Annotated in this window: 23 protein-coding genes; 13 read left to right on the top strand and 10 right to left on the bottom strand. The window is 65.0% G+C overall.

The genetic code is table 11. The annotated features are described in order from the left end of the window. Nucleotides 1–4: 4 nt before the first annotated feature. Entirely contained in the window at nucleotides 5–1,663 is a 1,659-nt protein-coding gene (locus INT29_RS04765; protein ID WP_193070886.1) for a glycerol-3-phosphate dehydrogenase/oxidase, read from the bottom strand. A gap of 67 nt (nucleotides 1,664–1,730) precedes the next feature. Between INT29_RS04765 and INT29_RS04760 the strand changes: the two genes are divergently transcribed. From INT29_RS04760 to INT29_RS04750, 3 genes are all read left to right on the top strand, one after another. Then, complete coding sequence (locus INT29_RS04760) at nucleotides 1,731–2,375, top strand: TetR/AcrR family transcriptional regulator (protein ID WP_193070885.1); 645 nt, start codon at nucleotides 1,731–1,733, stop codon at nucleotides 2,373–2,375. An 89-nt stretch (nucleotides 2,376–2,464) separates the two neighbouring features. Further along, nucleotides 2,465–3,916, top strand: coding sequence for a glucose-6-phosphate dehydrogenase (locus tag INT29_RS04755; protein WP_193070884.1), 1,452 nt, complete (start codon nucleotides 2,465–2,467; stop codon nucleotides 3,914–3,916). Further along, nucleotides 3,913–4,755 carry an SMP-30/gluconolactonase/LRE family protein gene (locus INT29_RS04750; protein ID WP_193070883.1) on the top strand — a complete coding sequence of 281 codons (843 nt, stop codon included), beginning with the start codon at nucleotides 3,913–3,915 and terminating at the stop codon, nucleotides 4,753–4,755. Before INT29_RS04755 ends, INT29_RS04750 begins: the two co-directional genes overlap by 4 nt. 5 nt (nucleotides 4,756–4,760) lie before the next feature. Here the strand turns inward: INT29_RS04750 and INT29_RS04745 are convergent, their stop codons facing one another. From INT29_RS04745 to paaI, 3 genes are all read right to left on the bottom strand, one after another. Beyond that, complete coding sequence (locus tag INT29_RS04745; RefSeq protein ID WP_193070882.1) at nucleotides 4,761–5,462, bottom strand: TetR/AcrR family transcriptional regulator; 702 nt, start codon at nucleotides 5,460–5,462, stop codon at nucleotides 4,761–4,763. A 69-nt stretch (nucleotides 5,463–5,531) separates the two neighbouring features. Then, nucleotides 5,532–6,827 (bottom strand): phenylacetate--CoA ligase PaaK, encoded by a 1,296-nt coding sequence (paaK, locus tag INT29_RS04740; protein ID WP_193070881.1) that lies wholly within the window; start codon nucleotides 6,825–6,827, stop codon nucleotides 5,532–5,534. A gap of 99 nt (nucleotides 6,828–6,926) precedes the next feature. Beyond that, entirely contained in the window at nucleotides 6,927–7,424 is a 498-nt protein-coding gene (paaI, locus tag INT29_RS04735; RefSeq protein WP_193070880.1) for a hydroxyphenylacetyl-CoA thioesterase PaaI, read from the bottom strand. Nucleotides 7,425–7,982: 558 nt separating this feature from the next. Between paaI and paaA the strand changes: the two genes are divergently transcribed. The 9 genes from paaA (at nucleotide 7,983) to INT29_RS04690 (ending at nucleotide 15,924) form a co-directional block, all read left to right on the top strand. Then, complete coding sequence (paaA, locus tag INT29_RS04730) at nucleotides 7,983–8,996, top strand: 1,2-phenylacetyl-CoA epoxidase subunit PaaA (protein ID WP_101570215.1); 1,014 nt, start codon at nucleotides 7,983–7,985, stop codon at nucleotides 8,994–8,996. Continuing rightward, a complete protein-coding gene (gene paaB, locus INT29_RS04725; RefSeq protein WP_101570081.1) occupies nucleotides 8,993–9,337 on the top strand; it encodes a 1,2-phenylacetyl-CoA epoxidase subunit PaaB in 345 nt (114 codons plus the stop codon). The genes paaA and paaB overlap by 4 nt, the downstream gene beginning before the upstream one ends. A 13-nt stretch (nucleotides 9,338–9,350) precedes the next feature. Continuing rightward, nucleotides 9,351–10,319, top strand: coding sequence for a 1,2-phenylacetyl-CoA epoxidase subunit PaaC (paaC, locus tag INT29_RS04720; protein WP_101570082.1), 969 nt, complete (start codon nucleotides 9,351–9,353; stop codon nucleotides 10,317–10,319). Beyond that, nucleotides 10,313–10,894, top strand: coding sequence for a 1,2-phenylacetyl-CoA epoxidase subunit PaaD (paaD, locus tag INT29_RS04715; protein WP_374701011.1), 582 nt, complete (start codon nucleotides 10,313–10,315; stop codon nucleotides 10,892–10,894). Before paaC ends, paaD begins: the two co-directional genes overlap by 7 nt. A gap of 1 nt (nucleotide 10,895) precedes the next feature. Beyond that, complete coding sequence (paaE, locus tag INT29_RS04710; protein WP_219618830.1) at nucleotides 10,896–12,032, top strand: 1,2-phenylacetyl-CoA epoxidase subunit PaaE; 1,137 nt, start codon at nucleotides 10,896–10,898, stop codon at nucleotides 12,030–12,032. 88 nt (nucleotides 12,033–12,120) lie between these two features. After that, nucleotides 12,121–13,287 (top strand): thiolase family protein, encoded by a 1,167-nt coding sequence (locus INT29_RS04705; protein WP_101570083.1) that lies wholly within the window; start codon nucleotides 12,121–12,123, stop codon nucleotides 13,285–13,287. Next, on the top strand, nucleotides 13,284–14,183 hold the full coding sequence (locus INT29_RS04700) for an enoyl-CoA hydratase/isomerase family protein (protein WP_226841626.1): 900 nt from the start codon (nucleotides 13,284–13,286) through the stop codon (nucleotides 14,181–14,183). The genes INT29_RS04705 and INT29_RS04700 overlap by 4 nt, the downstream gene beginning before the upstream one ends. After that, complete coding sequence (locus INT29_RS04695; protein WP_101570084.1) at nucleotides 14,180–15,082, top strand: 3-hydroxyacyl-CoA dehydrogenase family protein; 903 nt, start codon at nucleotides 14,180–14,182, stop codon at nucleotides 15,080–15,082. The genes INT29_RS04700 and INT29_RS04695 overlap by 4 nt, the downstream gene beginning before the upstream one ends. Nucleotides 15,083–15,147: 65 nt before the next feature. Next, nucleotides 15,148–15,924 (top strand): enoyl-CoA hydratase/isomerase family protein, encoded by a 777-nt coding sequence (locus INT29_RS04690; protein WP_101570085.1) that lies wholly within the window; start codon nucleotides 15,148–15,150, stop codon nucleotides 15,922–15,924. Nucleotides 15,925–15,963: 39 nt separating this feature from the next. Here the strand turns inward: INT29_RS04690 and INT29_RS04685 are convergent, their stop codons facing one another. The 4 genes from INT29_RS04685 to INT29_RS04670 all read right to left on the bottom strand — a co-directional run bounded on the left by INT29_RS04685 (nucleotide 15,964) and on the right by INT29_RS04670 (nucleotide 19,430). Continuing rightward, nucleotides 15,964–16,794: a TVP38/TMEM64 family protein gene (locus tag INT29_RS04685; protein WP_101570086.1), complete on the bottom strand. Its 831-nt coding sequence runs from the start codon at nucleotides 16,792–16,794 to the stop codon at nucleotides 15,964–15,966. Between the two features lie 72 nt (nucleotides 16,795–16,866). Continuing rightward, complete coding sequence (locus tag INT29_RS04680) at nucleotides 16,867–17,037, bottom strand: hypothetical protein (protein WP_180958899.1); 171 nt, start codon at nucleotides 17,035–17,037, stop codon at nucleotides 16,867–16,869. A gap of 18 nt (nucleotides 17,038–17,055) precedes the next feature. Beyond that, entirely contained in the window at nucleotides 17,056–18,429 is a 1,374-nt protein-coding gene (locus INT29_RS04675; RefSeq protein WP_101570087.1) for an OFA family MFS transporter, read from the bottom strand. A 209-nt stretch (nucleotides 18,430–18,638) separates the two neighbouring features. Next, the gene (locus INT29_RS04670) at nucleotides 18,639–19,430 is read right to left on the bottom strand and encodes a SurA N-terminal domain-containing protein (protein ID WP_257930047.1); all 792 of its coding nucleotides are present in this window, start codon (nucleotides 19,428–19,430) and stop codon (nucleotides 18,639–18,641) included. Nucleotides 19,431–19,558: 128 nt separating this feature from the next. On the opposite strand from INT29_RS04670, the gene INT29_RS04665 reads away from it, so the two are divergent. Next, the gene (locus INT29_RS04665) at nucleotides 19,559–19,915 is read left to right on the top strand and encodes a VOC family protein (RefSeq protein WP_101570088.1); all 357 of its coding nucleotides are present in this window, start codon (nucleotides 19,559–19,561) and stop codon (nucleotides 19,913–19,915) included. Nucleotides 19,916–19,921: 6 nt separating this feature from the next. On the opposite strand, the gene INT29_RS04660 is transcribed toward INT29_RS04665, so the two are convergent. Beyond that, nucleotides 19,922–20,470, bottom strand: coding sequence for a dihydrofolate reductase family protein (locus INT29_RS04660; RefSeq protein WP_219618839.1), 549 nt, complete (start codon nucleotides 20,468–20,470; stop codon nucleotides 19,922–19,924). 100 nt (nucleotides 20,471–20,570) lie between these two features. Beyond that, nucleotides 20,571–22,052: an MFS transporter gene (locus INT29_RS04655; RefSeq protein WP_226841625.1), complete on the bottom strand. Its 1,482-nt coding sequence runs from the start codon at nucleotides 22,050–22,052 to the stop codon at nucleotides 20,571–20,573. Nucleotides 22,053–22,118 lie beyond the last annotated feature (66 nt).

Raw genomic sequence — 22,118 nt, 5'->3', positions numbered from 1 at the left:
GGGGTCATCCTTCGTCCTGTGTGGTTCGTACGGGTCGTGTGGGCTGTGCGAGCCGCGCATTCTGTCCGGTCTCGGTCGGCTCGCTGGTTTCGAGAAGCTCTGGGGCGTGCTTGCGCACGGCAGCGGCAAGGTCGGCCCGATCAGCGTCGACGAGGCCCCAGCGGGTTCTGCGGTCGATGACGTCCTCAACGGTGACGGCGAGTTCGTGCTCGACGGCGAACCTGATCTCCGCGCGACTGAGCGGAATTCCGGCTCTGACCGGTTCACTCAGCGCAGGGTCATCGGCACTGTAGGAGGCGACCGCCTCGGCGTCGGTGCCGTAGCGGCGGACCAGATGGCTGGGAAGACCTGCTCTCGGTGTGCCGGCGCCGACGAGGCTGAGCGTCGTGGTGCGGCACGGTCTGGCTGTCAACCCGCCGGCCTCGACCGCCGCATCCACGGCGTCTTCGGCCATGCGCCGATAGGCCGTGAGCTTGCCGCCGACGATGGTGAGGAGGTTGGTGGCTGAGTCTCGCAGCAGCGCGTGTTTGCGTGAGAGGTCGGCACCGGAGTCGGCCTTGCCCTTGAGCAGTGGCCGGAACCCGGCAAAGCTGCCCACCACGTCCTCGGGTGTGAGCGGGTTCTCCAGCACGGCGTTGATGGTGTCGAGCAGGAATGCCCGCTCCTCGGCGTCCGGGCGGGCTCGCTCGGGAATCTGACCAGTGTGTGGATCATCGGTCAGGCCGATCATGACGAGTCCGTCGTCCCAGGGCACCGCGAAGACGAACCTGCCGAAGTGACCGGGGACCGGCGCGGTCACGGCAGCGGTCGGATTGCCCATGCTTTCGGCCCGAACCAGCAGGTGCGAGCCCTTGGACGGAGCGAGCTCGACATCCTCGGAGAGTGAATCGGCCCAGACGCCGGCGGCGTTGATGATCTGCTTCGCACGAATGGTGTGAGGCTTCCCGGTGAGCCGATCGGTGACCTGGACTCGTCCGGATTCGACACGGGATTCGACGCCGGATTCGACCCCTGTGGCGGTGGCATAGGTGATGATGCGCGCCCCATGGGCCGCAGCCGTGCGAGCCATGGTCACCACGAGCCGGGCATCGTCGACGATCTGGCCGTCCCAGCTGAGCAGTCCGCCGCGCAGCCCGCTGGAAGCCGTGGCCGGAGCGAGTCGGCAGACCTCGCCAGGCGAGATCCGGTGGGGGTGGGGCAGCAGTGATTTCGGGGTGCGCGCCAGCATTCTCAGCACATCTCCCGCGAAGAATCCGGTCCCCGTCAGTGCGGCATCAAAATGGCTGACGTGGGTGTGCAGCGGGAAGAGCATCTTGACCGGCCGGATCAGATGCGGCGCGATCCGGCGCATCAGATGGCCACGTTCTACCGCGGATTCCCACGCGATCGGAACGTCGAGCTTCGCCAGATAGCGCAGACCACCGTGGGCCAGCTTCGAACTCCAGCCACTGGTGCCCGACGCGAGATCCCCGCGCTCAACGAGCACGACGCTCAGGCCACGGGAGGCCGCATCGAGTGCAACACCTGTACCGGTGATCCCGCCGCCGATCACCACGAGGTCGAAGGGTTCGGCGCCTGAGGCCTCCGTCTCTGCGAGTTCCGCGAGGTCCCGCGCCCGCCGTTCGGCGTTGAGCGCGGTGTTGCCTGGCGAGCTGGATGTCATTCCTGGCCTTTCTGGTACGGAGTCGTACCAGTTTGCGTTCGCTGGGCTTTGTTGTCAAGATCACAGTGTGAGTGATCAGGGACGACCGTATGCCGGGGCCAGCCGGGAAGCGCGTGAGAGTGCACGTCGTGAGCAGCTCGTCACGGCTGGGATCTCGCTCTTCGGCACTCAAGGCTATCGGGCTGCAACGGTCGGTGCGGTCTGTGCGGAAGCTGGTCTCAACAAGCGCTACTTCTACGAGTCGTTCGCCACTCTGGAGGACCTCCTCTGCGAGGTCTATGAGCGAGTGGTCGCCGACCTGCGCGCCTCCGTCCTCGCCGGCGGTGGTGAGGATGCCGCGGCGGTGCTGCGAGGATTCATGGCCGGTTTCCTCGCCTGGGCCCAGGCCAACCCGGTGCAGGCCCGAGTCCACCTCTTCGAGGTTCTGGGAGTCAGTGCGCGCGTCGACGAACTCTATCGACGACAGGGTCGAACGATCGGTGATGAGCTCGCAAGTCGCCTGTCCGCGACGGCTGCCGGCCCCCAGCTGACCGCTGGCCAGCAGAGAATCCTCGGTGACATGCTCGTCGGCGCCGGCGTGCAGATGGTCGTCGACTGGGTCATCAGCGACTATCAGCCCCCGCGCGATGAGCTGCTCGGTCAGATGGACGCGACCTTGGGGTGGATCCTCGTGGCAGGCCTGGCAACCCTGGGCGAAAATCGAGGCGACTGAGTGTTCCTGCGGAGAACATCACCGTCGACAACCAGCCTCGTGCTGACGCGGTAGCGTGGGTGGCAGCAGTCCGTCGACAGGAGAGCACATTGAACGCACACCTCATCATCTTCGGAGCCACCGGTGACCTGGCAGGACGGTTCCTGCTCCCGGCTCTGGCGGAGCTCGCCGCCGTCGACGCGCTGCCGCAGGGCTTCTCGCTCATGGCGTCTGCCACTCGGGATATGAGCGAGGACGACTACCGCGACCACGCGGAGGCGAAGCTGAACGAGCACGGCGCCGACCATCCGGAATGCGCCCGCCGGTGGATCCTCGACCGAACGCGATACCGGTCCGCCGATGTCACCGACCCGGCCGATATGGCCGATCTTCTGGCAGAAACCGGCCGCGGACAGGATTCGCCGGTGACCGTCTACCTCGCACTGCCCACAGGACTCATGCCTGATGCGCTGCGTGCCCTGGCCGCCGCTGACCTTCCAGCAGGCAGCCGGATTGCGATGGAGAAGCCCTTCGGAGATGACCTCGACGGTGCGCAGGAACTCGACGACCTCCTCGGCGAGCTCTTCGGTGACGATGCCGCTTCGATCGTCTTCAACGTCGATCATGCGCTCGGCATGGCTCCTGTGCAGGCGATGCTGGCGCTTCGATTCGCCAATCCGCTGCCCGAGGCCGTCTGGAACAGTGAACATATCGAGGAGTTCCGGGTGCTGTGGGATGAGGCCATCGCGCTCGAGGGCCGGGCCCGGTTCTACGACAGCACAGGAGCGCTCAAGGACGTCCTGCAGAACCATATGATGCAGGTGCTGACGATGAGCGCCATGGACCGGCCAGACGGGATCGAATCCGGATGGCCGAATGCGGGAGAGTTGCGAGAACGCAAGACCCAGCTCCTGTCTGCCGTCCGGCCGCTGTCTGCCGCTGACGTTGCGACCTCCACTCGCCGCGCCCGCTACACCGCTGGGACGCTGGCCGATGAGCCGGAGGCCGCGGCGAAGGCGGTGCCCGACTACATCGACGAGGACGGTGTCGATGGGACCCGTAATACCGAGACCTTCGCCGAGGCTGTCCTGCACATCGATTCTCCCCGCTGGGCTGGCACCCGGTTCCGTCTGCGCACGGGAAAGGCGCTCGCCCACTCGCGCAAGGGCCTTGAGATCCTCTTCCGCCCGGTCGGGTCCGCTCAGCAGGGCGCGCGACTGTGGATTGGCCTCGACGGACCGTTCGACGTTGAACTCGACCTCAATTCGAGCAGCTCCCGCGACAGGATGACTCCGATGAGTCTGACCGGTGAGCAGCCGCGGCCGGACTTCTCCCCGTACGGACACGTGCTCAAGAGCGCCCTCGAAGGAGAGTCAGATCTGGCTGCAGGCCCGGAGGAGTCGAAGCTGGCCTGGCAGATCCTCACCCCGGTCCTCGAAGCTTGGGAGGCAGGAACCGTGCCGATGGAGAACTATCCCGCGGGCAGCGCCGGCCCGGATTCGCAGCCGCCGGCAGGGCAGCAAACAAGTTCAGCGCACCAGTCGGAAGGAGCACAGTCATGAGGGCCGAACAGGTCACCGATCCGATCGTCTACCACGGCGAGGGGCCCGCGTGGTCGCCGTCCTGGGGCGGTCTGCGCTGGGTCGACATGCTCGCCGGTGACATCCTGACCTTGCGTGATGACGACGTCGAACGCCGTCACGTCGCCGAGGTCGCCGCGGCGGTCCGACCTCGCCGAGGCGGTGGCGCGGTCATCGGAATCGAGCGCGGTTTCGCCCTCGAAGGTCCCGATGGGCAGGTCACTGCTCTGCCTGAGGTCTGGGCTTCGCCGAGCATCCGCATGAATGAGGGCGGCTGCGATCCGCAGGGGAACTTCTGGTGCGGATCGATGGCCTACGACCAGAGTCCCGGTGCTGCCTCGCTCTATCGTCTCAGCCCCGCAGGACGGGTCGACGTCATGCTCGAGGGGGTGACCGTATCCAACGGTCTGGAGTGGAGCCCTGACGGTTCACTCGCCTACTACAACGACACACCCACAGGGCAGGTTGGCGTCTTCGCCTTCGATCCCGATCAGGGACTGCTCAACCATCGGGTCCTCGTCGAACTCCCTGACGGCGGTCGCCCCGATGGACTCACCGTCGACAGCGAAGGCTGCGTATGGACGGCCGTGGTCAACAGGGGAGCGGTTCACCGCTACCGACCGGATGGCACCTTGGACGCAGTCATCGACGTTCCGGCCGGCAAGGTCACCGCCTGCACCTTCGGCGGGGAGAGCCTCGATCGGCTCTTCATCACCACATCGCAGGAGAACGTGGACACCGCTGAGGATCCCTTGGCGGGTGCCCTCTTCGTCGCCGAGGTGGGCGTGAGAGGACTGCCGCTGCGCGACTTCGCAGGGTAGAGCTGTCAGGCTTCGAGGCCGTTGAAGGCCATTGAGGTGACCGCGTCGGCGATCTTCTCAGGGGCGGCGGGGTAGCTGGGCCGATACCACTCGGTGATGGAGTTGACCATGCCGAAGAGCAGACGCGTGATCAGACCGGGTGTGAAGTCCGAACGCAGCCCGCCCTCCTCGATCGCCGCAGCGACGAGAACCCGGATCTTATCGTCGATCCTCCGTCGTGCCTCGAGGGCCCTGCGCTCGATGTCCGAATTTCCGCGGACCCGCAGAAGCAGGGTCACCGAGTGGTGGTATTCGATGAGGATGACCACGCTGGCATGGACGGCGGAGCGCAGACGTGTGAGGGCGTCCGACCCCGTCCGCTGGCTTTCGGCCTCGACCGCGGAGTCAAGGGCGCGAATGCCGCGGTTGATCGCCAGGTGCAGCAGCTCTTCCTTCGACTTCACATGGTGATAGATCGCGGACTTCGTGATGCCGAGCTCACGTGCCACCGTGTCCATGGACGTACCGTCGTATCCGCGGGAGACGAAGACCTCTGTGGCCTTGTTGATCAGCGTCTCCCGGTCGTAACCGGGCCGTCCACGACGGGTGCGCTTGGGCTGGTCCGATGCGCCCGCCTCGGCGTCGGTGGACTTCGTCGCTGCGTCCACGGCCGGATCGACACCGGACTCGAGGTCGGGTGTCGGCGCAGGTGAAGTCGTTTTCGGCATGCGCACCAGTCTAACCAGCCCGGACCGCGGCTGCCGCGTACGGCACCGCAGCCCGCCTCAGGGGGGAGCTCATCTGAGGCACTCACGGCGGTCGATGATGCGCTTGATCTTGCCCACCGAGCGAGGCAGCTCGCCCGGTTTGAGCACGGATACGGTCGAGGAGACACCGAGGCGCTCCTTGATCCGCGCGGCCACGAGCTTGTTCAGACCTTCGACTTCCGCGGCTCCGACGCCTTCACGGCACTCGACCTCGACGGTGACCTCATCCATCCGGCCGGGGCGAGTGAGCACCAGCTGGAAGTGGGGGCTGAGGTGTGCGAATTCGAAGAGCACGGACTCGACGTTGGCCGGGTAGACGTTGACGCCGCGGATGATGATGAGGTCATCGGAGCGGCCGGTGATGCGTGAGATGCGACGGAAGTTCGGGTTCGCGGTGCCCGGCAGCAGGCTCGCCAGATCGTGTGTGCGGTAGCGGATGATCGGCAGGGCCTCCTTCGTCAGCGAGGTGAAGACGAGTTCGCCTTCCTCACCGTCGGGCAGGACCTCGCCGGTGTAGGGATCGACGATCTCCGGGTAGAAGTGGTCCTCCCAGATCGTGGGTCCGTCCTTGGTCTCCACCGACTCGCAGGCCACGCCCGGGCCCATGACCTCGGAGAGGCCGTAGATGTCGACGGCGTTGATGTTGAAGGACTTCTCGATCTCCTTGCGCATCTCATCCGTCCACGGTTCGGCGCCGCAGATCGCGGTCTGCAGGCTCGTTGTGGTGGGGTCGACGCCCTGTTGGTGGAATTCGTCGAGGATCGTGAGCAGATAGGTCGGGGTCGCCGTGATGATTTCGGGTTTGAAGTCCTGGATCAGCTGGACCTGGCGCTGCGTCTGGCCACCGGAGATCGGGACGACGGTGAACCCATGTCGCTCGGCGCCATGGACGCCGAGTCCGCCGGTGAACAGTCCGTAGCCATAGGCATTGTGCATCATCTGGCCGCGCTTGCCGCCGGCACCGAGGATGGAGCGGGCGATGAGGCTGCCCCATTTGTCGATGTCGTTCATCGTGTAACCCACGACGGTCGGCAGGCCGGTCGTGCCCGAGGACGCGTGGATACGGGCGACCTCTTCGCGAGGCACGGCGAACATGCCGAACGGATAGTTGTCGCGCAGATCCTGCTTATTCGTGAACGGCAGCTTCGAAATGTCGTCGAGGCTGGTGATGTCTGCCGGGGTCACGCCGAGGTCGTCGAAGGCTTTTCTGTAGAACGGCACCTTCTCGTAGACCTTCGTGACGCTCGACTTGAGGTTGGCGAGCTGATCGGCGCGGAGCTCGTCGAGGCTCATGCGCTGTCCGGCATCGAGATCATTGGCAGTCATCATCGTCTCCTTGGTGAAGCTTGTTGTGCTGAGTAATTTGTGGGCGCCGAGGCGGGGCGTCGGTTCAGGGCCGTACCAGGGCCGCGGTGGGACCTCGTGTCAGGAAGTCGCGGGCTTTCGTGCGGGCAGCGTGCGGGAGCGGCCGCGGTAGGTCGCAACGATCTCGTCTCCGCGAGTGACTTCGATGTCGTAGATGCCCGAGCGGCCCTGTTTGACGATCTCTTTGCCGCGGGCGACGAGTTCGTCGCCGACGTAGGTGGGCTTGAGGAAGTCGATGTCACCGCCCGAGGCGACGGTGATCGAGCCGGGATAGTTGCAGGCCATCGCGAAGGTGGTGTCGGCGAAGAGGAAGATATAGCCGCCGTGGGTGATGTCGTGCCCGTTGGCCATGATCTCGGTGATCGTCATCGAGCACCGTGCCCAGCCGGGGCCGTGATCGTCGACCGTGATGCCCAGGTGCTGAGAGGCGCGGTCATTGGCGAACATAGCCGCGGCGCCGGTCAGCGGTTCGCTGTCCGTGCCCGGTTCGCCGTTCGCGCTGTCCGCAGACGCCGCCGTGCGAGCGGTTGTCGTTGCCTCGGGACTGGGCTCTCCCATGTCAGGCTCCTCTTCGAGTCGCTGATTGCTGTGGCGATCACTTGCCGGGCAGTGGTGAGCGCATGTGGACGATGGCTGTCAGCAGCCCGAAGCTCCCGGTCGCGGCACCTTCGAAGAATAAACGACCATCTGGTCAATAAATATGGTTGTGATCGGCGTCGCTGTCAAGTCGGACCACGGTATCGCGTCGCCTGCGGCCCGGTGGTGGCAGGTCAGTCTAGCCTCGCCGCGGACCGCGCGTTGCACCGAGACTCGGGGGCGCACGGGAGTGTCTCGGGGCAGCGTGCGGTTCTCGGTGAGGCCGCTGCGAGGCGAGTCTCGACGCGCGACCCGAGTGCCGATGGGTCATCCGCGGCCCGGAGACGACCTGGTGCTCCGGCGTTGCACCTCGGCGTGGGGTGTGCCACACTGATAGTGAACAATACAGAACAAACGGTCAGTAAATGGTTGTCCCGGGTCGACGGTCGTACGATGGTCGACCCGAACGCACAGTCCTCAGCGGTGCAGAATTTGAAACAGCGCACCGCCAGGAAGGGCGCATCCAAGGGTGGAGTGGTCATGACGACGCAAATCAACGAATCAGAACTCGAGGCACAGTTCGCCGCGACGATCGGAGCCAAGGACCGAATCGAACCGCGCGACTGGATGCCGGAGAAGTATCGCAAGACCGTCGTGAGGCAGGTTGCTCAGCACGCTCATTCGGAGATCATCGGCATGCAGCCCGAAGGCAACTGGATCTCCCGTGCGCCCTCACTGCGTCGCAAGGCGATCCTGCTGGCCAAGGTCCAGGACGAAGCCGGTCACGGCCTCTACCTCTACTCGGCCGCTGAGACCCTGGGCGCCTCCCGCGATGAGCTCACCGAGAAGCTCATCGCCGGCAAGCAGAAGTACTCCTCGATCTTCAACTACCCGACGCTGGCCTACACCGACGTCGGCACGATCGGCTGGCTCGTCGATGGTGCCGCGATCGTCAACCAGGTGCCCCTGTGTCGGACCTCCTTCGGTCCTTATGGTCGCGCCATGATCCGCGTCTGCAAGGAAGAATCCTTCCACCAGCGTCAGGGCTACGAGCTGCTGATGACGATGATGCGCGGCACCGATGAGCAGCGGGCCTCGGTTCAGGAGTCGGTCAACCGCTTCTGGTGGCCGGCACTTATGATGTTCGGCCCACCCGATGACGACTCGCCGAACACCGAACAGTCGATGGAATGGGGCATCAAGACCCACACCAACGATGAGCTGCGTCAGAAGTTCGTCGACATGTCCGTCCCGCAGGCCGAGGCCCTGGGCGTGACCTTCCCCGACGAGGGACTGAAGTGGAACGAAGAACGCGGCCACTACGACTTCTCGACCCCGGACTGGGACGAGTTCTGGTCCGTCGTCAAGGGCAATGGTCCCTGCAATGATCAGCGCGTTGCCCACCGCAAGCGTGCCTGGGACGAGGGGGCCTGGGTCCGCGACGCAGCACTGGCCTTCGCCGAGAACTCCGCCGTGGACTCCGCTCCCACCGATTCGCCCGAAACGCCGACAGCCGACACAGCTGACACCACCGCCGAGGAGGCCGCCAAATGAGCGCAGAGACCACACCGGGCACCGGCGCCGGATCCGCAGAGACCCGCACCCCGAGCGTCCGCGGCGAATGGCCCCTCTACGAGGTCTTCGTGCGCGGCAAGCGCGGACTCAACCATGTCCACGTCGGATCGTTGCACGCCCCCGATGACCAGATGGCCCTGCGTCACGCCCGCGATGTCTACACCCGCCGCAATGAAGGCGTGAGCCTGTGGGTCGTACGCTCCTCGTCGATCACGGCCTCCAGCCCCGACGAGAAGGACCCCATGTTCGCCCCTGCCGGCGACAAGGTCTACCGCCACCCCACCTTCTACGACATCCCCGACGATGTCCCCCACATGTGAGGAGACGGCGATCATGACGAACGAACCTTCCATCCACGTCGACCACGACGAAGCCGGAGCCAACATCGAGCACGGCGACCACGAGAACGCCTACTCCGGCCTGCTCATCAATGACGAGCACTGGGCCTTCGGCACCGACTTCGAGGACCCACTGGCCGGAGTCGACACGACCGTTCCCGAGGGCGTCAATGCTCAGGATCTCGCGGTCTACTGCCAGATGCTCGGCGACGACGCGCTGATCTTCTCCCAGCGGATCTCCGAGTGGTGCTCCAATGCGCCTGACCTCGAAGAGGACATCGCGTTGGCCAACATCGCCCTGGACCTGCTGGGCCAGTCCCGGTTGCTGCTCGCCCGCACGGCTGCCGCTGATCCGAGTCTGGTGCCCGAGCTGCCCGAGGGCTCACCGGTTCCCGATGAGGACCGTCTCGCGTTCTTCCGCGAGGATCTGGCGTTCCGCAACGTCCGTCTTGCCGAGGTGCCCAACGGTGACTTCGCCGAGGCGGTCGCGAAGATCCTCATCTACTCCACCTGGCGCCTGGCGATCTTCGAACGCCTCCAGTCCAGCCGAGACACCGTGCTTTCGGCCATTGCGGTCAAGGGTGTCAAGGAGATGTCCTATCACCGTGACTTCGCTGGTCGCTGGGTCCTCACCCTGGCCCGCGGCACCGAGGAGTCGAAGTCTCGCCTGCTCACCGCACTCGAAGGACTCTGGCCGCTGTGGGACGAACTCTTCGAAACCCACCCGGTCGAAGCCTCGGTGGCGGCGGCAGGCATCGGAGTCGATCCCGCCGAGGTGGCCGATGAGGCAGGAGTCATCCTCGACCAGGTCTTCGCGGCAGCCGGAATCGAGCGCCCCGAACGCGGCGCTCTGGCCGGTGTCCGAGGACAGAAGGGCCGCGACGGACTGCACACCGAAGCACTCTCGAAGATGCTCGCCGACATGCAGGTAGTCGCTCGCCAATACCCGAAAGGACAATGGTGACCGCAACACTTCAGCCCCACGCTTCCACCGTCCACGGAGACCGTGAGCACACTTCCGCCCGGTCGAACGGCACCGACGCCGAGGCGCTCGATCGTGCCCGCATAGCCGCGGCTCGCGTCACGGACCCGGAGATGCCGATGCTCACGCTCGTCGACCTCGGCGTGCTCCGTGACGTCGCGATCGAAGACGGACGCGTCGTCACGACCATCACCCCTACCTACTCGGGCTGCCCGGCGATGGCGACGATGCGCGATGATCTGCAGCGCGAACTCCAGGACGCGGGCTTCCCCGACGCCGAGGTGCGGGTGTCCCTGACGCCGGCCTGGACGAGTGACTGGATCACCGAGGAAGGGCGGAAAGCACTCAAGGGTGCCGGAATCTCCCCACCCGGGCAGGCGCCTCGGCATACGGGGCCGGTGGCTCTGACCCTGATGCCCACGAAGCGGGCCCTGGTCTGCACCTTGTGCGGGTCGGCGAATGTGAAGCTGTCCTCGGAGTTCGGGCCGACCGCGTGCAAGGCGATGTACCAGTGCAACGACTGCCTCGAACCGTTCGAACATGTGAAGGAGATCTGAGATGACCGAAACGATCAATCAGAGCGCCGAGGTGGCTTCCACGACCCAGCCGACCGACCCGGCCGTCAAGGGCGAAGGCGCCTCCCGATCGAGCTTCTACCCGCTGACCGTGAAGTCCGTCGACCACCTCACCGACGACTCAGCGGCAGTGACCTTCGACGTCCCGGACGAATACGCTGAGATCTTCGACTTCGCCGCAGGGCAGTCCCTGACTCTGCGCCGGATGATCGACGGAGCAGAACACCGCCGCTCCTACTCCATCTGCGCACCGGCCGGAACGAATCCGCGCATCGGCGTCCGCGAGATCCCCGACGGACTCTTCTCCAATTGGCTCGTCCGTGACGTTCGCCCTGGTGAGACCATCGAGGTTCAGCCACCCAGCGGAAGTTTCCAGGCCGACCCTGAGCTCGGCGGCCGGCACCTGTGCATCGCCGCAGGCTCGGGCATCACCCCGATGCTCTCGATCGCCACGACCGTTCTGTCGAACCCCGCCGCCTCGGTCACGATGCTCTACGGCAACCGGAACACGAACACCGTGATGTTCGCCGAGGAGCTCGCCGACCTCAAGGACTCCCGCAACCAGCAGCTCGACCTCATCCACGTCCTGTCCCGCGAGCCCCGGGAAGTCGATCTCTTCTCCGGTCGCCTCGACGAGGAGAAGCTGCGCCAACTCCTGACGAACCTGGTGCCCATCGGCGATATGGACCACGTGTGGCTGTGCGGGCCCTTCGGCATGCTCAGCGACGCCCGCGCGGTGCTCGCCGAGTTCGGTGTGCCCAAGGACAAGATCCACTTCGAACTCTTCTACGTCGACGAACCGCCACCAGAGGTCGTCCACGCGGACAAGATCGTCGAGGGTGCCACCAGTGACGTCACGATCGTCCTCGACGGACGACGGACCACCTCGGCGATGTCGCAGGGCAAGACGATCCTCGACTCCGCACAGGAATCGCGTTCGGATCTGCCTTTCGCCTGCAAGGGCGGAGTCTGCGGAACCTGCCGCGCCAAGATCTGCGGCGGCGAGGTCGACATGGTGCGCAACTATGCCCTCGAAGACGCCGAGGTGGAGGCGAACTTCGTCCTCACCTGCCAGACTTTCCCCGTCAGCGCCGAGGTCACGGTCGACTACGACTCGTGATCGCTGGGATCCTCAAGCGTCGATCTCTGTTCGAGATTAGGCTTGAGGATCATCGACGCGCCACCACACACCACACCTGAGGAGACCCATGCCCGAGGCATTCATCCTGGACGGACTGCGCACACCCATCGGCCGCTACGGCGGAGTACTCGCTGATCAGCGACCCGATGATCTGGTTGCGGCCACGCTCAAAGCCGTTGTCGAGCGGTCAGGCGTCGACCCGACCGACATCGACGAGGTGATCCTCGGCTCGGCGAACCAGGCCGGAGAGGACAACCGCAACGTCGCCCGCATGGCCGTGCTGCTGGCCGGTCTGCCCGAATCCGTGCCCGGCTTCACCGTCAACCGCCTCTGCGCCTCAGGACTGACCGCGATCACGACGGCCCGGCAGATGATCGCATCCGGCGACGCCGATGTGGTCGTGGCCGGTGGCGTCGAATCGATGACCCGTGCCCCATGGGTGACCGAAAAGCCTCAGCGGGCCTGGTCGAAGCCGGGCAGGTCCTGGGACACCTCGATCGGTTGGCGCTTCACCAACCCCGCCTTCGGCGAGGACACCACCCTGTCGATGCCCCAGACCGCTGAACGTGTGGCCGAGCAGTGGAAACTGGGCCGCGAAGAGCTCGATGCCTTCGCCTACGCCTCCCACCAGAAGGCGCTGGCCGCCCAGGAGGCAGGCAAGTTCGATCCCGAGATCCTGCCCATCGGCGATATCAGCGCCGATGAGGGACCACGTGCGGACACTACCCCGGAGAAGCTCGCGAAGCTGCGGGCGATCCACGGACCCGGGGGAGTCATCACCGCCGGCAACTCCTCCTCGCTCAACGACGGTGCCGCCGTCACGATCCTCGTCAGCGAACGCTATGCCCAGAAGCACGGTCTGAGCCCCAGGGCACGCGTAGTCAGCGGTGCCAGTGCTGGTGTCTCCCCGGAGATCATGGGCATCGGACCCGTCCCGGCCACCCGCAAGGTCCTTGACCGTGTGGGCTGGAACGTCGACCAGCTCGAGGCCGTCGAACTCAACGAGGCCTTCGCCTCCCAGTCCCTGGCCTGCATGGGCGATCTGGGGCTTGATCCGGAGACGGTCAACGGCTTCGGCGGAGCGATCGCGCTGGGCCACCCCCTGGGCTGCTCGGGCGCACGCATCACCCTGACCCTGCTCAACCGTCTCGAACAGGCCGATGCCAAGCGCGGACTGGCGACGATGTGCGTCGGTGTCGGCCAGGGCTCGGCACTCCTGTTGGAGCGAGTATGAGCGCCGGCGGCGGGGGCGCAGCGACCGACCCGGCCAGCGGTGCCGGCGGCGGGAATTCCCCGCTTGTCGTCGAACGCCTCCCGGATCGCGTCATCATCCGACTCAGCCGGCCAGAGGTGCGCAACGCCATCGACCAGGACATGGTCGATGCCCTCCATGAGGTGTGCGCCGAGCTTGAGGTCGAGCCGAAGGTCGCCATCCTCACCGGCTCGAACGGCGTCTTCGCCGCAGGGGCCGATATCGGGCAGCTGAGAAATCGCGGCCGCCAAGAGGCACTGGCCGGCATCAACTCGAAGGTCTTCACTCGGATTCAGGAACTGCCGATGCCCGTCATCGCTCTCGTCGAGGGCTTCGCTCTGGGCGGCGGTGCGGAACTCGCCTTCGCCTGTGACTTCCGGATCGGGACACCCACGACGAAGATCGGCAACCCCGAGACCGGACTCGGCATCCTCGCCGCGGCCGGCGCTGCGTGGCGTCTGCGCGAACTTGTGGGCGAGCCTCGGGCCAAGGAGATTCTGCTGGCCGGGCGCACGCTGCAGGCCGATGAAGCCAAATCGATCGGACTGCTCAACGACGTCGTCGACCCCGAAGACCTCGAACTCGCGGGTCAGGCTCTTGCCGATCGGATCGCGAGCTTCGCACCGCTGGCAGTGCGGCTCTCGAAGTCGGCGTTCCATGCTCCACGCGAAGCGCACCCGCTCATCGACAATCTGGCCCAGGCCGTGCTGTTCGAAACCGAAGAGAAGTACACCCGCATGGATGCATTCCTGGCCAAACGGGAAGCGAAGAAGCGGAAGAAGGCCGAAGCCGTGGCGACCCAGGCCATGGACGAACAGGCAGGACCGCGCACCGATCAGGCAGGACCGCGCACCGATCAGGAAGGCACCACCGAATGAGCGAGCAGACGCCGCAGCAGACTGAGGCTGCACACGAACCTGACGCCGTGCACACCCCGGAGGTGAAAAACTCCGCCCAGGTTCCAGAGACCGTCGGCGTCTACGGCGGCGGCCGAATGGGTGCAGGCATCGCCCACGCATTCGCCACCGCTGGGTCTCGCGTCATCATCATCGAGAACACCGATGAGACCGTGGCCGCAGCAAAGGAACGCGTCGACGCCTCGATCGAGAAATCGAAGTCCAAGGGCCTCGAGGTCAAGGGCAGCGTCGAGGTCGTACGAGATCCCACACTGCTCGATCAGGCACTGCTCGTCGTCGAAGCGGTCCCGGAGATCGTCGAACTCAAGCAGGAGATCCTGGCCGCCATCGCGAAGCACGCGCCCGCCGCGAGCATCGCCACGAACACGAGCGCTTTGTCCATCGACGAGCTCGCCGCCGGCCTGCCACGGCCCCAGGCGCTCATCGGACTGCACTTCTTCAATCCCGTCCCCGTGTCCGACCTCGTCGAGGTCGTCGTCGGCACCCACACCCGGCCGGAACTCGTCGACGTCGCAAAGTCATGGGTCGAGGGGCTGGGGAAGACGGCGATCACGGTCAAGGATTCGCCCGGATTCGCCTCCAGCCGCCTCGGCGTGGCTCTGGCTCTCGAAGCGGTGCGGATGGTCGAGGAAGGAGTCGCGAGTGCCGAGGACATCGACAACGCGATGACCCTGGGCTACCGCCACCCGGCGGGGCCGCTGAAGACCACGGACATCGTCGGTCTCGACATCCGCCTCGGCATCGCCGAGCATCTCGAAGCGGAGCTGGGACCCAGGTTTGCACCGCCACAGCTGCTCAAGGACAAGGTCGCAGCAGGTGAGCTGGGCCGAAAGTCCGGCCAGGGATTCTATACTTGGTGACCAGCTAGGCACCAAGCCTGCCTGCCGTTTTCATCTGCACCATTGTCATCTGCGAAGGAGCACACGTGACCGAGATCCGACTGTCCAACCGGGGAAACATCGCCGAGATCGTCCTCGACGGAGCCGAATCCCGCAACGCCTTGGATGCTGACAACCTCCGCGACCTCGCGGCGGCAGTGTCCAAGGTCGCCGAAGCGATCCCGAGCGTTCGCGCGCTCCTGATCAGGGGAGAGGGCAAGGTCTTCAGCTCAGGTCGCGACATCTCGGCCGTCGACGTCGAAACAGATGACGCGCACGCGTTCCTCGCCGAGATCTTCACCCCCGTCTTCCAGGCGATCCGTGCGCTGCCGATCCCCGTGATCTCGCAGGTCCAGGGTGCGGCGCTGGGGCTGGGCTTCGGGGTCGCGGCGGCTGCGGACATCATCATCGCAGCCGACAACGCTAAGTTCGGTTCGCCCTTCGCCGCGATCGGCGCGATGCTCGACTCGGGCGCCCACCATGTGTTCCTCGACCGCGTGGGGTATCACCGGACGATGGACCTCATCATCACCGGTGATTTCATGACCGGCGCCGAGGCTGCAGCCGCGGGCGTCGTGTCCCGCGCGGTTCCAGCCGAGGAACTGAGTGAGTTCGTCGAAGCGAAGCTGGCGAAGATCGTGAGTGGTCCGGCTGAGGCCTTCGCGATGGAAAAGGGCTTCGTGCAGAAGATCGCCGATGAGCGCCCGACTCTGGCGCAGGTGTTTGCCGAAGAGGCCAACCTCCAAGAGACCGCTCGTCAGACCCCGGACTATGCAGAAGGATTCAAGGCCTTCCAGGAGCGTCGGGCACCGAATTTCGGGTGACCCAAGGCCGGCGTTGAGCGGCTGAGCTGTGCCATAAGCTCAGCTGTTCGAGGCGTCTTCGCCTGTGTCAGTCCGGTCCGTCGGCTCAGCCTGTTTCCCCGGCTCTGACTGCTCAGCCTGCTGTGACTGCTCAGGTTGCGCTGACTTGGACGTCGAGTCCTTCTGCTCCGTCGAGCCCTTCTGCTCCGACTTCCAGCGGCGGAAGGTGAGGATCGTGAGCACGATGACCAGTGCCCACGAAATGGCGACGGCAGTGCCGGTGAAGACACCGGGGTTCCCGATGAATGCGCCGACGGCGACAAGGGACAGCTGGCCCGGCAGCGCTGAGACGATGGTGGCGATGAGGAACGTGCGGCTCCTGATGCCCAGCGCTCCGCTGCCGTAGTTCACCGGCCAGTAGGGGAAGCCGGGCATTAGGCGAAGCATGCACACCGCGTAGAAACCGCCGTTTGTCAGACGTGATTCGACGGCCTCGGCGTGATTGCCCAGCAGCCTCATCACGGTTTCTCGTCCCAGGCCGCGGGAGATCCAATAGCCTCCGAAACAGCCGGCCAGGACACCGATCATCGACAGGATTGTGCCGAATACGAGGCCGAACGCCAGGCCGCCTGCCACGGCCATGATGGTGACGGGGATCGGTGTGGCCGCGACGACCGCGTAGAGCAGAATGAAGATGCCGAAGCCCCAGAAACCGGCGTCGGCGATCTGCTTCTGGATTCCGTCGAGTGAGGGCAGGTGCACATTGAACACCAGCCACAGTCCCGCGAGCACGGCCAGGGCCAATGCCACATTGCGCAGAATCGATCCCCAGGGCACTCGAGATCCGCCGTGAGAGCTCTGGTGTGGTGCGGAGTTCTCGTCATTCGGCATGGAACGATCCTACGTGCCCGGACCAGCGGGCAATGAATCGGAGGGCCGCCTCGGGGAGGGTGCGGGTGGTTCTCAGCCGGTGAAGATTGCCACGGCCTTGATCACGGTCAGCGCCAGGCCCCAGAGGAGACCGCCGACCACGACGACCGTCAGGGTCGAACCGACCGCCTTGTATGTACTGCCGACGGGTGACTGCGGTGAGCCCTCGAGCGGGACGTGTGCAGTGGGTGTGGATTCGCTCATGGTCTTCCTCCCAGCCTTTCAGTTGTCGCCTTCGAGGGCGGCGGCCTGTTTGGCCTTGACGTCCTCTTCGCGTTCGAAGAATTTCTCCTTGACCGGACGGACGAGGATGTTGGCGATGAAGCCGATGGCCAGCGCGCCGACCATGATGTACATGCCCGGCGTGTAGAGCTCGGGCCCTGTCTTGCCGGCCTTCTCTCCGGCCTCGACGACGGAGTTGACGATGAGGGGGCCGGCCACGCCTGCCGCAGACCATGCGGTGAGGAGGGCGCCGTGGATCGCGCCGACCTGATAGACCCCGAACAGGTCCTTGAGGTAGGCGGGAATTGTTGAAAAGCCACCGCCGTAGAACGAGATGATGACCAGCGTCGCAAGGATGAACAGGACGATGGAGCTGCCACCGAAGAGCGCGACGATCAGGTAGAGCAGCAGCCCGAGGCCGAGGTACATCATGTAGTTGTTCTTCCGGCCCAGGTAGTCCGAGGTCGTCGACCAGATGAAGCGACCGCCCATGTTGCCGATCGAGAGGAGACCGACGAATCCTGCTGCGGCCGCGGCGGTGATGCCGAAGTAGGCCTGGATCATCGGCGCGGCATTCTCGAGGATGCCGATGCCGGCGGTGACGTTGAGGAAGAGGACCACCCACAGGAACCAGAACTGCGGGGTGCGGATCGCATTGCGAACGGAGACGTTGCCCTTGGTCTGCATGGGCTTGGTCGTCGCCTTGGCAGGATCGAAGCCCTTCGGCGACCACTCGGGGTGAGGGACTCGGATGACGAAGGCACCGGCGGCGATGACCACGGCGTAGACGATGCCGAGGGTGATGAAGGTCGGGGTCAGGCCTGCGACCAGGTTCTCCGGTTCCGTGCCGCCGCCGTACATGCTCATCAGCTGATTCGACATGGGGCTGGCGATGAGTGCGCCGCCGCCGAAGCCCATGATGGCCAGGCCGGTGGCCAGACCTGGGCGGTCGGGGAACCACTTCATCAGCGTCGAGACCGGCGAGATGTAGCCGATGCCCAGACCGATGCCGCCGATCACGCCGTAGCCGAGGTAGACGAGCCACAGCTGACCGGTCAGAATCCCCATCGACGCGATGAAGAATCCGACGACCCAGCAGGTGCCTGCGGCGACCATCGATGCGCGGGGGCCGTTCTTCTCCACCCACGGGCCGAAGACGGCCGAGGAGATGCCGAGCATGAGGATCGCGATGGAGAAGATCCAGCCGATGGAGACCTCACCGGCGTCGAAGTGCGACATGAAGGGGATCTTGAACACGCTGAACGCGTAGACCTGGCCGATGCACAGATGGATCGCCAGAGCGGCAGGCGGGATCAGCCATCGGTTGAAGTTCTTCGGCGCGACGATCGCTGACCGCGTGAGGACGGAAGCCATGCAGGAATCCTTAGATTGGTGTGCTCTGCGTGCGACCATCATTGGTCGCACGTGCTGTGAGGACGAACGTGTCTCGATAACACGCTTCTGTTCCCCTACACATTAGAGCGCACGCAGGGATTTGGCGAGGAACACTCCGAAATTCCCCAAGAATGAGACTCGGGCCGGTGCGCCCGAGTCTATTCAGCCGAAATCGGTGATCGTGCGGATCAGAGGTTGACCTTGACGTCGCCCTGCTTGCGAAGCTTCTTCGCGTACTTCTGAGTCGCCTCGGTCGACTTCTGGCTCTTCACCTGCTCCTCGAGCTGCGGACGCATCTCCTCAAGCGGTGGGACTTCCTGAGCCTGCTGGCCGCCCTGCTGGGCCATCTGCTCCTGCTGGCTCTTCGCCTGCTCATAGGCCTGGCCGATCTCTTCGCCGCTGGCCTTGAACTCGCCGTACTCATCCTTGATGAGGCCTTCGATGGACAGCTGGGTCTTCAGCTCGGAATGGACCTTCTTCTCGTCCATGCCCTGCTTCTTCATGGCGGCGAGGAAGTCCTTCTTGCTCATCTGGCTGGACTTGGCGGATTCTTCGAGCCCTTTGTCGACGTCCTTGTCCGAGACCTTGATGCCGCGCTTGTCGGCTTCCTGGCTGAGCAGCTCGGTGCTCACCAGGTTCTCAGCCGTCTGCGTCTTGAGCTGCTTCTCATCGACCTGCTGACCCGACTGCTGCGACTGCATCTGCATCTGCTGGTACTGGGTCTCATAGAGGGGGACGAAGTCCTTTTTGGTGATCTTCTCACCATTGACCTCGGCGACGACGTCAGGGATGCCCTTGGTGTCCGGCTTGCCTTCTTGTCCCTGGTCTTGTCCTTGTCCGGACGCGTCGCTTCCGGCCTCCTGCTTCGCCGAGGCGGATGTCTCTTGGGCTTTCGGCTCTTCCTCGGGGGAGCCGCAGGCTGCCAGTGATCCCACTGCTGTCGCGACGACGAGGCCCAATAACCATTTGCTCTTCTGCACACTCACTCCTGCTTTCGGCATCAGCCCGTCAGGCTAACAGGTTGACGTTGCCGCCGGCTGAGTGGACCTTGACCGTCGCTTGGCAAGACAGGACACTTGGATAACCCAAGCGGCAAAGGAGCCCGATCATGACTGCACGGTTCAGGGGAGTCTTTCTGACATGTCAGGACAGCGCGAAGACCGCGGCGTTCTATCGAGACCTGGCTGGTGTGCCGCTGGAGGAAGAGGGCAATGACGAGTACACGTACTTCGTACTTGAGGTCGAGGGAGTTCAGGTCGCCCTCCACGACGCACATGGCTTCGCGGACTACAGTTTTCCGCCGAACAGCGAGTCGAACCTCACTCACCTGTACTTCCGGATTGAGGATCAGGAGGCGTTCCTCGCCGATGTCGAGAGCGTGGGGGCGCCGCTGATCGATGTCGATGAGGTCGTCGTCACCGTTCAGGACCCCGATGGGCGGAAGGTGATGTTCGGTACGGCCTGAGGTGCCTCAGGTGAGCGGACTGTAGGCCGAGTAGACGACCCCACTGGGAAATGACTTCGACTCGAGCAGATGCAGCCTCGGTGCGGGAGCGCCCTCGGGAAAGAAGCCACGCCCGCGGCCCTGCCACACGGGATAGGTGAACATCCGGAACTCATCGACCACCTCGGCGGTGATGAGCGCATGCGCCAGGGTGATGCTGCCGGTGAGGATGACATCGCGGCCCGGTGCATCGCGCAGAGCTGTAACGGCTCGAACGGGATCGCTGCTGATCAGTGTTGTGTTCTGCCAGCCCGGATCACTCAGTGTCGTCGACACCACTCGTTTGTCGACCTGGTTGAGATGTTCGGCGACTCCGGTGGTGTCATCCGTCTGCAGCGGCCAATAGCCGCGGAAGTCCTCGAAGGTCTGTCGCCCGAGCAGCAGCACATCCTCGTGGGCTGATTGGCGCATGAGCTCGGCGGACAGTTCCTCATCCTGAGCCTGTGGGTCGAACCAGTCGTCGAGCATCTCAACTCGGCCGTCGAGGGTCATGTTCTGGGTGATGATGATGCGCACAGCGGTCTCCTCATCGAGTGGTCGCGTCACCGACCACGGTACGCATGCCGACGCCCGAGGTCCATGGCTCGAGGCCAGAGACCTCGGGCGTCGGGAACGATCAGGCGTGGGACTCGGCGTTCTCCGGGGTCTCGACGACATGCGATTCCGGCTTGCTGCGCTTGATCAGCAGCACGACGAGGGCTCCGGCCAATGCGGCCGCGGCACCGATGATGAAGCAGGTGCGGAAGGCCGCCTCGGCGGGGATCTGGGCTCCACCCACCGACACGGTCTGGCTCGTGAGCACGATCGCCATCACCGCGCCGGCCAGGGTTGTGCCCATCGACCGCATGAGGGCGTTGACGCCGACCCCGGCACCAGCCTCGGCGGCGGGGGAGTTCTCGAGGATGAGCGTCGGCATCGCTGCGTACCCGATGCCGACCCCCGCCGAGGCGATGCAGGTGGCGATCATGAGCTGCCAGGGTGCCCCGTCGAGGAAGACGGCGAATACATAGCCGCCGGCAATCACCGTGGCTCCGAGCGCAAGCGTCGGACGCCCGCCGATGGTTGAGAGGAGGCGACTCGAGATCGGGGTGAAGGCCAGCATCATCAGACCGGCCGGAGCCATCCACAGTCCGGCTTGGAGGATCGACTGGCCGAGTCCGTAGCCGGTGGCCTCGGGCATCTGGAGGAGCTGGGGGACGACGATCGACTGCGCCATCATGCCGAAGCCGATGAGGATTCCCGCGATGTTCGTCAGGAGGATCGGGCGTCGGACGGTGGTGCGCAGATCGACGAGCGGGTGGGGGTGTCGCACTTCGAAGAAGCCCCAGGCGATGAGGACGATGACTCCGCCGATGATCGCCAGCAGAGTTGAGGGGGCACTCCATCCCCAGTCATTGCCCTTCGAGATTCCAGCGAGAACGCCGACGATGCCGACCGCGAGCCCCACAGCGCCGAGGACGTCGAACCGTCCGGGATCCACCGGCGAGGTGTGCGGGAGAACGACGAGTGAGAGCACGACCATCGCCGCGGCGAGCACGGCGGAGAGCCAGAACAGCATATGCCAGTCGAAGTCCTGAGCGATCCAGGCCGCAATCGGCAGGCCGAGAGCACCGCCGACTCCGAGCGTGGCGCTGATGCCCGCGACCGCCGAGTTGCGCATGGCAGGCGGAGTGATCTCGCGGACGAAGCTGATCGCCACCGGGATGTATCCCATGGCGAAGCCCTGCAGGACGCGTCCGATGAGAACCGGGCCGATGGTCGAGAACATGGCGCAGATGACGGAGCCCACGAGCAGAATGATGGCCGAGGCGACGAGGACTGGCTTGCGGCCGTAGATGTCGGCGAGGCGACCGGCCACAGGCATGGCTACGCCTCCACCGAGCAGGGTGGCGGTGACGACCCAGGCCGCGTTGCTCGCCGAGGTGTTGAGCAGGTGCGGCAGCTCCGGCTGGATCGGGATCACCAGGGACTGCATGAGCGCGGCGCACAGGCTGGAGAAGCCGAGGACCATGACGATGAGCAGCGGTTTGGCGGCTGGGGCCGCTAGAGCTGCGGAGGCTGTGGTCGGATCGCCAGGGCTGTTGTGCTGATGGTTCAAACGAGTCTTCTTCCTGTCCCGTGCCGCGAGCTCCACCCGAGGGGGATTATGTATGATACATATCGA

Origin of the sequence: Brevibacterium sp. FME37, assembly GCF_014897485.1 — a bacterium.
Lineage (GTDB): Bacteria > Actinomycetota > Actinomycetes > Actinomycetales > Brevibacteriaceae > Brevibacterium.
This window is presented reverse-complemented; position numbering and strand designations above follow the sequence as displayed.